The 13168-nt window shown below is 43.8% G+C and carries 14 protein-coding genes; 1 reads left to right on the forward strand and 13 read right to left on the reverse strand.

Going from position 1 to position 13168, the window contains the following annotated elements:
* Positions 1-173: 173 nt before the first annotated feature.
* From L7D49_RS00325 to L7D49_RS00350, 6 genes are all read right to left on the reverse strand, one after another.
* Positions 174-941, reverse strand: coding sequence for a 3-hydroxybutyrate dehydrogenase (locus tag L7D49_RS00325; RefSeq protein ID WP_238078781.1), 768 nt, complete (start codon positions 939-941; stop codon positions 174-176).
* 46 nt (positions 942-987) lie between these two features.
* Complete coding sequence (locus tag L7D49_RS00330) at positions 988-2310, reverse strand: GntP family permease (RefSeq protein WP_238078835.1); 1323 nt, start codon at positions 2308-2310, stop codon at positions 988-990.
* A gap of 27 nt (positions 2311-2337) precedes the next feature.
* The gene (locus tag L7D49_RS00335; protein WP_238078782.1) at positions 2338-3000 is read right to left on the reverse strand and encodes a 3-oxoacid CoA-transferase subunit B; all 663 of its coding nucleotides are present in this window, start codon (positions 2998-3000) and stop codon (positions 2338-2340) included.
* Positions 3001-3017: 17 nt separating this feature from the next.
* The gene (locus tag L7D49_RS00340) at positions 3018-3710 is read right to left on the reverse strand and encodes a CoA transferase subunit A (RefSeq protein WP_238078783.1); all 693 of its coding nucleotides are present in this window, start codon (positions 3708-3710) and stop codon (positions 3018-3020) included.
* Positions 3711-3932: 222 nt separating this feature from the next.
* Positions 3933-5276, reverse strand: a complete 1344-nt coding sequence (locus tag L7D49_RS00345; protein ID WP_238078784.1) for a sigma-54 interaction domain-containing protein — start codon at positions 5274-5276, stop codon at positions 3933-3935.
* A 187-nt stretch (positions 5277-5463) separates the two neighbouring features.
* Positions 5464-5805: a VOC family protein gene (locus L7D49_RS00350; protein WP_238078785.1), complete on the reverse strand. Its 342-nt coding sequence runs from the start codon at positions 5803-5805 to the stop codon at positions 5464-5466.
* Between the two features lie 111 nt (positions 5806-5916).
* On the opposite strand from L7D49_RS00350, the gene L7D49_RS00355 reads away from it, so the two are divergent.
* Positions 5917-6426: a TetR/AcrR family transcriptional regulator gene (locus L7D49_RS00355; RefSeq protein ID WP_238078786.1), complete on the forward strand. Its 510-nt coding sequence runs from the start codon at positions 5917-5919 to the stop codon at positions 6424-6426.
* Between the two features lie 71 nt (positions 6427-6497).
* On the opposite strand, the gene L7D49_RS00360 is transcribed toward L7D49_RS00355, so the two are convergent.
* The 7 genes from L7D49_RS00360 to L7D49_RS00390 form a co-directional block, all read right to left on the reverse strand.
* Complete coding sequence (locus tag L7D49_RS00360) at positions 6498-8252, reverse strand: sensor histidine kinase (protein ID WP_238078787.1); 1755 nt, start codon at positions 8250-8252, stop codon at positions 6498-6500.
* A gap of 2 nt (positions 8253-8254) precedes the next feature.
* On the reverse strand, positions 8255-9022 hold the full coding sequence (locus L7D49_RS00365) for a response regulator transcription factor (RefSeq protein WP_238078788.1): 768 nt from the start codon (positions 9020-9022) through the stop codon (positions 8255-8257).
* A 68-nt stretch (positions 9023-9090) separates the two neighbouring features.
* Positions 9091-10194, reverse strand: coding sequence for a bifunctional peptide-methionine (S)-S-oxide reductase MsrA/peptide-methionine (R)-S-oxide reductase MsrB (msrAB, locus tag L7D49_RS00370; protein ID WP_269135798.1), 1104 nt, complete (start codon positions 10192-10194; stop codon positions 9091-9093).
* A 33-nt stretch (positions 10195-10227) separates the two neighbouring features.
* Positions 10228-10758, reverse strand: a complete 531-nt coding sequence (locus L7D49_RS00375; protein ID WP_238078790.1) for a redoxin family protein — start codon at positions 10756-10758, stop codon at positions 10228-10230.
* Between the two features lie 14 nt (positions 10759-10772).
* On the reverse strand, positions 10773-11489 hold the full coding sequence (locus tag L7D49_RS00380; RefSeq protein ID WP_238078791.1) for a cytochrome c biogenesis protein CcdA: 717 nt from the start codon (positions 11487-11489) through the stop codon (positions 10773-10775).
* A 222-nt stretch (positions 11490-11711) separates the two neighbouring features.
* Positions 11712-12155 carry a YueI family protein gene (locus L7D49_RS00385; protein WP_238078792.1) on the reverse strand — a complete coding sequence of 148 codons (444 nt, stop codon included), beginning with the start codon at positions 12153-12155 and terminating at the stop codon, positions 11712-11714.
* Between the two features lie 295 nt (positions 12156-12450).
* Entirely contained in the window at positions 12451-12768 is a 318-nt protein-coding gene (locus tag L7D49_RS00390; RefSeq protein WP_238078793.1) for a hypothetical protein, read from the reverse strand.
* Positions 12769-13168 lie beyond the last annotated feature (400 nt).

Raw genomic sequence — 13168 nt, forward strand, 5'->3', positions numbered from 1 at the left:
AACATTCGAAAAATATCAATAATACTAGTTTTACTTCTACTTCAAAGAGCGAGATAGTCAGCGTTAGAACATCTATCTCCCCGCAATAAAAAAGTCCCTCTGACGATGATCAGAGGGATTAGGAAAAAATGCAACATATTAAACTTTTTATTGTTACGGTGTATTACACCAATTCACTGCACCGTATACCCGCCATCCAAAACAACCGCCTGGCCGGTAATCCCTTTGGCGCTGTCGCTTGCTAAATATAGGGTGAGGTCTGCAATTTCCTTCACATCAAGTAATCTCTTTTGTGGAACTAATGGATAAATGACTTCGTCTAATACGGATTCTAGCGGAACACCGCGTACCGCTGCCAAGTCTTCTAACTGATTCCGGACGAGAGGTGTATCTACATACCCGGGACAAATAGCGTTAACCGTAATCCCGTCTGTTGCGGTTTCAAGTGCAGCCACTTTGGTCAGACCGATGACCCCATGTTTGGAGGAGTTGTAGGCAGCCTTTCCGGCAAAGCCGACCAGTCCGTTAATGGAAGCCATATTTAGTATCCTGCCGAATTTCTGTTTTCTCATATGAGGCAAAACCAATTTTGTTGCAATAAACGGTGCAGTCAGCATGATTTTCACGAGCAGCTCGAACTTCTCGGTCGGAAAATCCTCGAGCATCGCGACATGCTGCAAGCCCGCATTGTTGATCAAAATATCGATTCTGCCAAACTGCTCGATCGACGCATCAATCGCTCGCTGAATGTCCAGCTCATCCGTCACATCACACTTCAGACCGATTGCCCGGCTTCCTAAATCTGCTGCAGCTTCTCGCACCTTTTCTTCATTTAAATCTGTTAGAACGACAAGCGCGCCTTCTTCATAAAAAGCTTTGGATATTTCATAACCAATTCCTTGCGCTGCGCCTGTAATAAAAAGCACTCTATCTTTCACCAAAATAACTCCTCCTTCGACGGGACAACAATCTGAACACTCAATTCATTTAAATACCGAGACCAAGTGAGAACAAGATGATGGCAATAATGACGCCGATGACCGGAACAATAACTGTTATGGCCCCCATCGCACCATAGGCGGCACGGTGCGTTTCACCTGCAATCGATTGGATCGTCGTCACGACATACCCATTATGCGGCAAGGAATCGAGTGCACCAGATGAAATAGCAACGACACGGTGGAGCGCTTCGGCATTCACACCCATATCCATATAATGCGGAGCTATGAGCGGTAACGCAATGGCTTGGCCGCCAGATGCCGATCCCGTCATCCCAGCAATCACAGATACGGCAATCGCAGCACCAATTAGCGGAGACCCAGGAATATTCGTCATAATATCGACTGCACTTTGGAACGCAGGAACCGCTTTCGCCACGCCTCCAAAACCAACTACTGCCGCTGTGTTCCCAATCGCAATAATTGCACCGAGCGTCCCTGCGGAAATAGCTGCCCCATAATTCTTCGAATATTTTCTGCCTACGAAATACGTGGCGATAATGCCTCCCAAGAGTGCAACAATTAATGCAGACTGCGCTAACTTATCATGGAAGATGAATGAAATAATGAGCACGATTGCTAGTGGAATCATGGACAGAAAAGGATTTGGCAGCGGGCGGGACGTATCAAATGCCGGATCTGTCGCACGGCCTTCAAAGCGTTCCCCTTTGTTCACAGCTTTTGTAATCATCCGCTTCAGCCACCAATAGCCGAAGAATGCCATGAATAAGCCAACAATGATGCTCACTTCCCACCCTGCATATGCATTGGTGCCTAAGTATTCGATCGGAATCCAGTTCTGAATTTCAGGTGATCCGGCAGAAGTCATCGTAAACGTAACTGAACCTAATGCCAATGTGGCAGGGATAAATCGCCTCGGCAAATTCGCTTGCTTAAACAAAGAAATCGCCATCGGATAAACAGAGAAAGCCACTACGAATAGACTGACACCCCCGTAAGTCAGGATAGCACAGGCAAGGACAATTGCCAGAACGGCATACTTCATCCCTAGCTTCTCGACAGTCCATTTGGCAACCGCATCCGCCGCCCCGCTGTCTTCCATCACTTTCCCGAATACCGCTCCGAGAAGGAACATCAAATACCATGACATGATGAAGCTCGTGAATCCGCTCATATAGCTCGTTACGAAATTCGCTTCCCCTTCAGCGGCAAGCTGGGGAAACAGGGACATCCCGCTCGTCAATGCGACAAACAATGCTGAAATCGGTCCAGCAATTAATATATTCATACCCCTCATAGTCAAAAAGATTAACAGAGCCAATCCTCCGACTAACCCAATCATTCCCAATATGCCCATTCATATACCCCCATTTAATTTCTAGATAGAAACCTGTTCTCTCGCATTCGTCACGATCAAATCTGCTTCTGTCGAGTCGATGACATCTTGCACGGAATACCCTTCAAAGACCTCTTTCAACTCTAGTCCAGCTTGCGTCACTTCAATCAATGCACGTTCCGTAATAATGACATGCACGACCCCTTTGCCTGTCAGCGGCAACGTACATTCCTTTTTTATTTTCGGCGAGCCATCCTTTGCTACATGATCCATAACGACAATGATTTTCTTTGCGCCATGAACAAGATCCATCGCTCCGCCCATTCCCTTAATCATCTTTCCCGGGATCATCCAGTTGGCAAGATCCCCTTTCTCTGAAACTTCCATCGCCCCTAATATCGCAACATCAATATGGCCGCCCCGAATCATGCCAAATGATTCAGCACTGGAAAAGAAAGCCGCGCCCGGAATGGTCGTAATGGTCTCTTTCCCTGCATTGATCAATTCCGGATCAACTTCGTCTGCACTAGGATAAGGCCCGATTCCAAGCAAGCCGTTTTCCGACTGTAGAATGACTGTTTTGCTTTCTGAAATGAAGTTTGCGACGAGCGTCGGCATACCAATTCCCAAATTGACATAGTCCCCATGTCGAATTTCCTGTTCAGCCCGCTTTGCAATCTTCTCTCTACCTGTTAACTCCTTCATGCTCCCACTCCCTATCTCTATGAGGATCTGTTTACCAGCCGCTCAATCCTTTTTTCTTGCTCCGCTTGCAGAATCGCTTGCACGTAGATGCTTGGTGTATGCACTTCAGCAGAATGTATCATTCCCGTCTCTACAATCTCTTCTACTTCAGCGATCGTAAATCTGCCCGCTGCCGCCATCATCGGATTGAAGTTCTGAGCGGTTTTGTGATAGACGAGATTTCCCAAACGGTCAGATTTTGCTGCTCTTACTAAGGCGTAATCAGCATGCAATGCTTCTTCCAGCACATATTGTTTACCGTTGAACATCCTCGTCTCTTTTCCTTCCGCGATTACCGTTCCTACACCCGCCGGCGTGAAAAACGCAGGAATTCCGGCACCACCCGCTCGGATTTTCTCCGCTAATGTGCCTTGCGGCGTTAGCTCTACCTCGATTTCTCCGGATAGCACTTGTCTTTCAAACTCTTTATTCTCACCAACATAAGATCCGATCATTTTCTTGATTTGCCTGTTCTTCAATAAAAGCCCTAATCCCCAATCATCCACACCGCAATTATTCGAAATGATGGTCAGATCAGTAACGCCCGATTCAACAAGTGCGAGGATCAGCTGCTCGGGAATGCCGACTAAACCGAATCCACCTACCATGACTGAAGAACCATTTTGTATGGAATGAACTGCTTCTATGGCAGAATCATAAATCGTTTTCACATCCTCTTCTCCCCTCATTTTTGTCTAATTTATTAACGATAAAGCGCTTTCATTCATTTAAACAGATAAAAAAAATAAATGCAAACCCACTTATATCAGGGTTTGCACGCTTTTTAGAGAGTAACCAGTCCGGTTTTCCGGACAAATTATAGAGTATACGTTAAAACACAATTGATCATAGTCCGGAAATCCGGAACCAATTCCGGATTTCCGGAAAATAGTTCATAACTCATATTTTTTCAACTTTTCATATAATGTACTTTTGCTTAATCCAAGTATGATCGCAGCATCCTTTTTATTCGGGAATTGCTGCAATGTATCCTTCAATATTTTTTCCTCCAGTTCTTCAAGAGATTCCGCAAGCGTCCTCGAACTTGGAGTATAGTAGGCATTCCGCTGCTTCACTTGTGGCGGTAACGCATCCGGATAAATGATGTTGCCGCTCGTTAAATAGACTGCCGCTTGGATGACACTTTGCAGTTCACGTATATTGCCGGGCCAATGATAACTAGTCAGATAATCCATCGTTTCCTTGGCAAGTACGAGACTCCTCTTCCCTGCTTTAACAATCGCCTGGTGAAACATGTAACTTGTAATCTCCGAGAAGTCCTCCATTCTCTCTCGCAAGGGCGGCACATGCAAAGTGATAGCCTGAATCCGGTAAAAGAGATCCTCACGGAAATGCTCAGACTGGATCAGGTCCGTCAGCGGCTGGTTGGCCGCTCCGATCACACGAACATTGACCTTGTCTGTTTGATGTGAATTTGAGGATTGTAACTCACCGGTATTGAGCAGACGCAGAAGTTTCACTTGCACGGGAAGGGGCAAGCTGCCGATGTCATCTAAAAACAACGTCCCGCCATCCGCCATGTGGATCCTGCCCTTCACTTCTGGAGAAGTCGACGTTTTCCCCCGTCCAAACAGCTCCACTTCAAGCAAATCGGGAGGAATGGCAGCACAATTCACTTTGATCAACGGCTTATCCGACCGATCGGACAAGTGATGGATACTATGAGCAAACATTTCCTTCCCTGTGCCGCTCTCCCCTTGGATTAAGACAGGCAAATCGCTCGGCGCGATCATTTGAATCGTCTTTTTTATCGACCGGATCGCCTGAGAAGACCCTTTAATATCGCTAATCCGGTAAGACGTTTCTTCTGAGGACAAGGAAGTAATATTGATTTTCTCCAGCGTCTGCTTCACATTAGAACTCAAATGATGCCAATCATGCAAATCTCGAAACACAACACTCCCAAAAGCTCCGACAATCGTGCCATCTACTTTGATTGGTATCCGGTTGGCAAGCATATAGGTTCCTTTAATAAAGTGAGGCGATGCAATATGTTCCTCCCCCGACTGAACCACCTCATGCATACGCGTATTTTCAATGACTTCATCTACCGGTTTGCCAATGGCCTCTTCCCGATCAACCTCCAGAAACTTGCAGTAGTTTTCATTTATGTACAAAATCCTCGCATTCTGATCGACAACCACAAACCATTGAAACGCGTTCTCTAAAATCTGCATCAACACATACTCAGGTACATTCATTGTCCACCGTTCCAAACTACCACTCCCCCAGTTCACGCTTGTCTATTTATTATCAGTATAGCAAATAGAAGTGCGGGTACGAGATGAAGCAGAGCCAGCAGGCAAAAAAAAGGATGCTTATTATTTGATTATTAATAAGCATCCTCTGATTCTTCAATTGATTCCAGCAAGCGAGACACGTTATAGGCACGCCCTGCTTACTTCATTGTTCGTTAGACGAATCCATAACCCGTAAATAATTCCCCGAGTTATCCTTGCATACCGCATAACGCCCGGGCGGAATATCGCTTGGCCCCTTAATAAAATCCAGTTTATCTTGATTCTCCTCGTAAAAGCGATCGACACTGTCTACGAGGAACATACCGCCTGCTGCCAGCTCCAATTCATCTTCATCAAGTAATAGTTGAACATCTGAACCTGGCAAACGCAGTGCTGCGGTGTGCTCTCCTTCGCGCCATGCTTCTTCAAAACCAAGCATATCCCGATAATACGCAAGGGACTCCTTTAGGTTTGCTACCGGGTGATACAAAAACACGAACTTCATACCCTTCTCTCCTTTTCATTGTATTCCGTAACTTAATTATGTAAAACATAAGCTGATTATGTATATCGTAATTTATTTACTCAAAACTGTCAATGTGCTACAATTCTAACTATGAAAGAGTGGATACCAATACCAGGCACAAATAAAGATACATTGATTAAAGTAGCACTAGAGGAATTTTGTTTACACGGATACCAGGAAGTTAATATTACGGAGCTCGCCAAAAAAGCGGACATGACAACTGGAGCGATTTATCATCATTTCGGCTCAAAGGCAAACTTGTATGAAGTGATTCGGACGGAGATGGAGCAAAGAGTCATTGATAGAATGGAGGGAGCCGCTTCTTTATTTACAGAGCCAGAAGAGGCTTTGCGGGCTGCTTTGTTGACGGGGATTGACGCAGCGGTGAAGTTTAACATCTGCAAATTGCTCAGCGAAGAACTGCCGTACGAAAAAGAAGATCCGATCGAAGGATTCTTTTCGAATCTTTCCATAACACATCAAGAATTGCCGATTGATATTATATTGATTTCATCCTGGCGGTCTATTTTGAAAGGCATCTCAACAAATCAGCTATCTGTTAGTCAGGGGAAAGAACTGATTAAGTGGATATTTAAATGAAAACAGCAGCCTCCTTTATTGGAGTGCTGCTGTTTTCATTGTGTAAAAACGCATAGGCTTTCCATGGAAACCTATTCCTCATTTTCCTCATGCACCTCATTCACTTCCAGCGCAATCGTAATGGTCACTGTCGTCCCCTGGTCTTCGGCAGACGAGATATGAATGCCAAAGGAATCGCCATAATACAATTTCACTCGCTGGTCGACATTGCTAATTCCTACCCCGCCCAGTTTCACATGTTGTTTGGATTCTTTATTCTGCAGTCGATTTACATCAAAACCTGCTCCATTGTCTTTCACTGTGAAAACAATCCGATCTCCAATTTTTTCAGCATGGATTTCAATCTTGCCTTGTCTCTGGATCCCTCGAATCCCATGATACAGGGCATTTTCCACGATCGGCTGCAAAATAATCTTAGGCATTCGGACCTTGGCTAAGGAGTCATTACTTGTTATGGAATAGTCGAGCATGTCACCATACCGTTCCTTTTGAATGAACAAATACTGTTTCACATGCTCCAGCTCATTTTCAACAGTAGTGAGTTCATTTCCCCCACTTAGGGAAAGGCGGAAAAATTGTGCTAATGCCTTTGTAATCTCGATGACTTTCTCGCTGTTATTAAACTCCGCCATCCACACAATCGTATCGAGCGTATTGTATAGAAAGTGCGGATTAATTTGACTGTGAAGCGTCTTAATCTCGGAGGTACGCAAATGCTTTTCTTTTTCGGTAATTTCCTGCATTAGCTTTTTAATTTTGTCGATCATCCCGTTAAAATGATTAGCAAGGCTTTGGGCTTCATAACAGCCATTTTCATCGATTTTCACTTTCTTGAGACCATGCTCAATTTCCTGCATTGCCTGTTCTAATTGTTGAAACGGCTTCGTAATTCTGCCCGCAAAAATAAACACACTTGTAGCCGCAACGGATAAGAGAACTAAACCGATGACGAGGAATATTTCAAGGAGCTGCCGCTTGATGGCATGTAAACTGTCTTGTGACGATACGCCGACAAGTGTCCAGTCTGCGTTCTTTAAGTGATAGAGTTGCGTAAGTGTATGTTCAGCTGCATCGTACTGATTCTTATTCGCTACAATTTGCTGCAGTTCTTGTTGTTTGCGGGGATCCCTGAAGTACGAAGTGTCCGCATGGTACACGACTTCCCCTTTATCATTGAGAATAAAAGAAAATCCCCGATCCCCCAATTCTCCATTTGTTAGATAATCTTCGATGACTTTATACTTGATATCGATAAGCAATACTCCGATATTTTCGCCTTGCTGATTTTTGATTTCACGGCTAATGGAGATGACCCAGTTGTCCTTATCCATGGAAAACTGCTGCATCCTCGCTGAAGTGAGCACCGGCATATTTCCACTATTAATGGCCGATTGATACCACGCCTCTTTCATCATATCGCCAGACATACTCATCGTCAGATTGCGTTCGTTTGATAAAATCCGACCATTCTTACTCACCATAATGACTGATTGGATATAAGGATCCGATGCAATAGTTGTATCAATCGTTGTTAATAGCTTCTGCCGCGTTGCATCATCTCGCTCGGTACTCGAAAAGTAATCTACCAGCTGCGGGTTTTCCGCAAGCAGACTGGAAACCGCCTTCAGCCTGTCTATATAGAGTTCAATATACATCCCGCTTTTATTGACAGCTGTTTTGGTTGTTGAAACCGATTCGCTTTGTACCAAGGAAGAAATACTGAGATACAAGATCGAGCCGATGAGAAAAAAAATCAGGACACTTGCAATAAAATAATGCAAGGCAATTTGGACGCGTAATTTTTTTATAGCTCTGCCTTTCCTCATCTTTATTCCCTCGCTTTATCTTTAAACTGATTAGGGGAACAGTTAAATCGCTTCTTGAAGGCAGCGCTAAAATAATTTGGATCTTCAAAGCCAATCGCCTTTGCGACTTCATAGTTTTTCATATTCGTACTTAACAACAAGATTTTTGCCCGATCCAATCGTGTCGACAACATATATTCCTGGAAAGGGATGCCGAACAATCGCTTAAAAAGGCTGCTGAGATAAGTGGGGTTAAGTGCCATCCGCTCTGCTAAGTATTGGAGAGAAAATTCGACATTCGAGATATTTGCTTCAATCTCCTGCTGTATTTTCACCTTATATCCTTCATCCTTGGAATTAGCCGTGCTGCTTATGACATGATCGACCAATTTCGCAAGTTGCTGCTGACCATGCGACTCCTGCAGTTTTTCAATGAGCTTGACCAGCACTTCATGGATATCATGTTTGGAAACGGGCTTCAGAATATAATCATCGATGCCCGCCTTCAACGCCGTCACTGCGTAATCAAAATAATCATAGCCGGTGATAATGGCAATTTTCAAATCCGGTTTGATTGCTTTTGCCGCAATTGAAAAATCCAGGCCGTTCATTTTTGGCATATTGATGTCGACTAACACAAGATCCGGCAGCTGCTTCTTGACGATTTCAAGTGCTTGTTCACCGTCATACGCTTCGTAAACTTCCTTAATGGAGAGGGCTTCAAAGTCCACGAACGTGCGAATCCCTTTTATTAAAATCGGCTCATCATCTACGACTAGTAATTTATACATTTTTACCACCTTCTTTGTCGTCATACAGCAAAAAAGGTGGAAACATCCACCTTTCTTTCCCTTACTATTTATTTTACAAGATGTTGTAAATAACCATAACCTTCTTTTTCTAAATCTGCTTTTGGAATAAACTTAATGGCAGCACTGTTAATGCAATAGCGCAGTCCGCCTTTATCCGCCGGCCCATCTTCGAACACATGGCCCAAGTGGCTATCGCCTGTCCGGCTTCGAACCTCCGTACGTACCATGTTAAAGCTTCGATCTTCCTTCGTCGTGATGACTTCAGGCGCAATTGGCTTCGTGAAACTTGGCCATCCACAGCCTGAATCGTATTTATCTGCAGAAGAGAAAAGTGGTTCTCCCGTTACGACATCTACATAGAGACCCGGTTCTTCATTGTCCCAGTACTCGTTGGAGAATGCAAATTCTGTGTCATTTCCTTGCGTCACTTTGTATTGAATATCTGTCAGCTTCTTTTTAATCTCTTGATCACTTGGCTTTGGATACAATGCAGGATCGACCAATTGAGGGACGTCCTGATCTTCCAGCGAATCAAAACTTACATGGCAATATCCGTCCGGATTCTTTTCCAAATAATCTTGGTGATATTCTTCAGCAAGATAGAAGTTCCGTAGCGGCTCAACTTCTGTCACAATCGGTTCATCATACTTCTTCTGTTCCTTCGCAACTATCTTTTCAATAATCGCTTTGTCTGCTTCATCTTTGAAATAAATTCCGGTGCGGTATTGTTCGCCACGATCGTTTCCTTGTTTATTCACGCTGGTCGGGTCAATAATTGTAAAATAATACGAAAGCAGTTTTTCCAGATCTACACGCTCGGGATCGTACAGCACATGCACCGTCTCCGCATGGCCAGTGTTGTTGTACACAACCTCTTCATACGTCGGATTTTCCGTATTGCCATTCGCATAGCCGGACGTCACATCGGCTACACCATAAATACGTGCCATATAGGCTTCGACACCCCAGAAGCAACCTCCCGCTAACCAAATCTCTTTCAACTTCGTATCGTCAAATGTCAAATTGAGATTCGGATTTTCAGGATATTTCGAAGAAGTTTTACTTTCCTTCTCCACTGTTCCGCTAATTGTATTCGCTCCCATTGCCGAACAGCCCGCAAGCAGCAAGATCCCCATAACGAAAACGAGCATACTTTTCTTCACAGAAAACCATCCACCTTTCTCTTAGTCCATTTCTTCAAACGTACTTATGATTTGTTCATTGCTCATATGGCCAGGCTGTGTTTTCAAAAGCTCTCCTTTGGAACTGATAAATACGGAAGTCGGATAGCCTCTCACTCCATATTTCTTTGTAAATTCTCCACCTTCATCAAGCAAAACAGTAATGTTTTCCGTATTTTCAACCCCCTTAAACCACTTTTCAAATGCTTTCGTCTCTTTTTCATTGTTATAACCAGGAGAAACGATCGTAAGCACAGCAAAATCATGGTCCTCGCCAGCCAAGGTGTTAAGCTCTTCTAGTCCCGCTAAGCAAATCGGACACCAGGAAGCCCAGAACTTCACGTACACTTGTTGCCCCTGATAATCAGAAAGTTGGTGTACCTTGCCATTCAAATCTTTTAATTCAAAATCAGGCGCGAGTTTCGCATTCGCCGCTTGTTCCGGCGACGAACTGCTGGAAGAGCTTCCTTGGGAACAACCGGCTAGCGCGAGCAAAACAGCTGACACAAGAATCAGCTTCTTAAACAGCTTCATACTGCCTCATCTCCTTATCCTGTAATCAAAGCTGCAAAGACATTTAAATTATTGGTCATGAGCAAAATGCCCATTAAAATGACGAGTACCCCTCCGGCCACTTGGATCTTCCGCATATGCTTCTGAACTTTCTTCACTTGGCGCATGACCACATCCGAAAATACAGCGAGCAATAAAAATGGAATGAGCAGCCCTAAGGCATAGACAAACATCAGAAAGGCACCATACGTCGCTTGCCCTTCACTGGCGGACAATCCAAGCACTGCACCCAAAGCCGGCCCGATACAAGGCGTCCATCCGAAGCTAAATGTGAAACCAAGCAAAAACGTACCGAAAATATCACGTTTCTCACTGCGTTTCAGCTGCATCTTACTTTCTTTATTCAAAAAGGCGAAGTTGAATAAACCGATCTGATAGAGACCGAGCAAAATAACAATTCCGCCGCAAACAACCATAAACCAACTGGAACTTAACAGGACGCCAAGTGCCCCTGCCCCAAACCCGAGCAACACAAAACTCATCGAGAGGCCCGACACAAAGACAATCGTTTTCACAAGAAGCGTCGGATGAATCGTTACCCTGCCCACGCGAAACTCACGTCCTCCAGCCCGCTCCGCATTCGTCGAAAGCACCAACAAATACACCGGCAACAAAGGTAAAATACAAGGTGCAAAAAAAGACAGCACCCCCGCTACGAAAACCGTACTAATTAGAACTTGTTCACCAGCCATAGAGGAACCTCCCTTCGTTACTTCCATCTTACGTCCCTACGGAAAAAACCAACATAGAATCATTTCACGTAAATCTTTGAAATGATTGTTTGTTGGCTGAGCGGGTTGTTGCGAACAGGAAGGACCATATAGAAAACCTTCGACATGGTGCTGAGTCGAAGGTTGTTCAGTCTATGTAATCGTTACATATGATCGGATATATATTTATGGAAGATATGCTACTTACCCTTGCTGGAATAACTTCTTGAAGAAGCCTGCCAGGCCTTTCTTGCTCTTTGTTTCTGTCTTAGGAAGCGGCTCCTTTTTTTCTACAAAAATCTCTTCTTTATCAATCGCATGATCATATGCCAAAACGAGCCCAATGTCCGTATCAGCTTCCAAATTGGTCACGATGGTATAAAGAACATTATTTTTGGAAGCAATCTTTGTGTACTTGGATAAAACGGCATAGTTGATAGTGCCATTCAAATATAAATGAGCTGCCTTATTCTCTTTGATCGATTCCTCGACTTGCTTATAAATCCCCCGTTCCCTCACTTGACCTAGTGTCAACGCAATAACAATGCGTTCCCGAATCGTCCCAAGAAACTTCTTACGCTCTGCCCGCTTCGTTTCTTTATGTCCATACATGCCTTGCTGAATATAATCATCCACGTTGTTTGACATTGAAGCACCCCCAGTTGCGGATTTCTTTCATTAGACTCCATTACAAGTAAACTACATTCTAAATCACGAGAGGGCAGAAGACAAGAAATGCCCGCCTGGATATGGATCTCAAGATAACAGTTAGCAACTGGTTGCCTGTTATGCGGAGGCAACCACTTGTCACTGAAGTTTGCAGTTGGTTTTTCTCCGAAAATGGTTGTACATCTCATCGGTTTGTAGGCTGACTTTTGTGGATCCAACGGAAAACACTTCTATTAAAAACCTGGTTAATTATTTTGGCCCCATTGCGAAACAATTACGGGGAAGCTTCCGCAGTCTTGCTATAAACTTCGTATGCAACATATCCAAGTAATAAACCAATTCCAGGCCCAAAACCGATGGCAGTCGTTAAAGAGATTGAGGTATATATGCCAACCAGTATCGCAACATTACAACCAATCATCATGCCAAGTGGTATGAGACTATCCAGTAAATATTGAGCACCTTTTGATTTTTTCTTTCCAAGAGTGCCCTTCTTATATTTATGTTTCATTCTTATAACTACAAACAGTGCAATCCCACCTGACAGTACAACAGGAAGTAAAATACGTGCAATTTCCAACACCAAGCTCATATTCGAATCCTCCTTATTGTGTAAGACTTCTTCTCTCACTGTACTTCTATTTCCAGTCTATTGTACCATATCGAAATTATTAGTTGTTTCGCTGTAAAAACTCTTGCGTCTTTGTGATTGGTTGCCGGGATTAAAAAATCCCCCCGAACTAATAGTCCGAGGGAAGAAAAATGTTCATTTTCTTTATAGATTTAGAAACTGCTATGAGGATTATTTTTGTCCATTTAAAAAATACTCCTGCACCTTCACCCCACCCAAACCCGCATTCCTTCGTTACCGTTTAAAATAAAGTCTTTCATCTTTCCCTCATTTTCACACATTTTTGGTCACGTTTTGACCACTTTTCACTGCTTTTCTCACGCTTTTTGTTCACGTTTTTCTCGGTTTAAAAAGAAGTAGA

It is taken from the genome of Sporosarcina cyprini (assembly GCF_022048975.1).
GTDB lineage: Bacteria > Bacillota > Bacilli > Bacillales_A > Planococcaceae > Sporosarcina > Sporosarcina cyprini.

What these genes read in the sequence shown, in the direction of transcription:
- L7D49_RS00335 (WP_238078782.1), bottom strand. Translation starts at nt 3,000, where the DNA reads ATGAAGGAGTTAACAGGTAGAGAGAAGATTGCAAAGCGGGCTGAACAG.
- L7D49_RS00350 (WP_238078785.1), bottom strand. Translation starts at nt 5,805, where the DNA reads ATGAAGTTCGTGTTTTTGTATCACCCGGTAGCAAACCTAAAGGAGTCC.
- L7D49_RS00355 (WP_238078786.1), top strand. Translation starts at nt 5,917, where the DNA reads ATGAAAGAGTGGATACCAATACCAGGCACAAATAAAGATACATTGATT.
- L7D49_RS00360 (WP_238078787.1), bottom strand. Translation starts at nt 8,252, where the DNA reads ATGAGGAAAGGCAGAGCTATAAAAAAATTACGCGTCCAAATTGCCTTG.
- L7D49_RS00365 (WP_238078788.1), bottom strand. Translation starts at nt 9,022, where the DNA reads ATGTATAAATTACTAGTCGTAGATGATGAGCCGATTTTAATAAAAGGG.
- msrAB (WP_269135798.1), bottom strand. Translation starts at nt 10,194, where the DNA reads ATGCTCGTTTTCGTTATGGGGATCTTGCTGCTTGCGGGCTGTTCGGCA.
- L7D49_RS00375 (WP_238078790.1), bottom strand. Translation starts at nt 10,758, where the DNA reads ATGAAGCTGTTTAAGAAGCTGATTCTTGTGTCAGCTGTTTTGCTCGCG.
- L7D49_RS00380 (WP_238078791.1), bottom strand. Translation starts at nt 11,489, where the DNA reads ATGGCTGGTGAACAAGTTCTAATTAGTACGGTTTTCGTAGCGGGGGTG.
- L7D49_RS00385 (WP_238078792.1), bottom strand. Translation starts at nt 12,155, where the DNA reads ATGTCAAACAACGTGGATGATTATATTCAGCAAGGCATGTATGGACAT.
- L7D49_RS00390 (WP_238078793.1), bottom strand. Translation starts at nt 12,768, where the DNA reads ATGAGCTTGGTGTTGGAAATTGCACGTATTTTACTTCCTGTTGTACTG.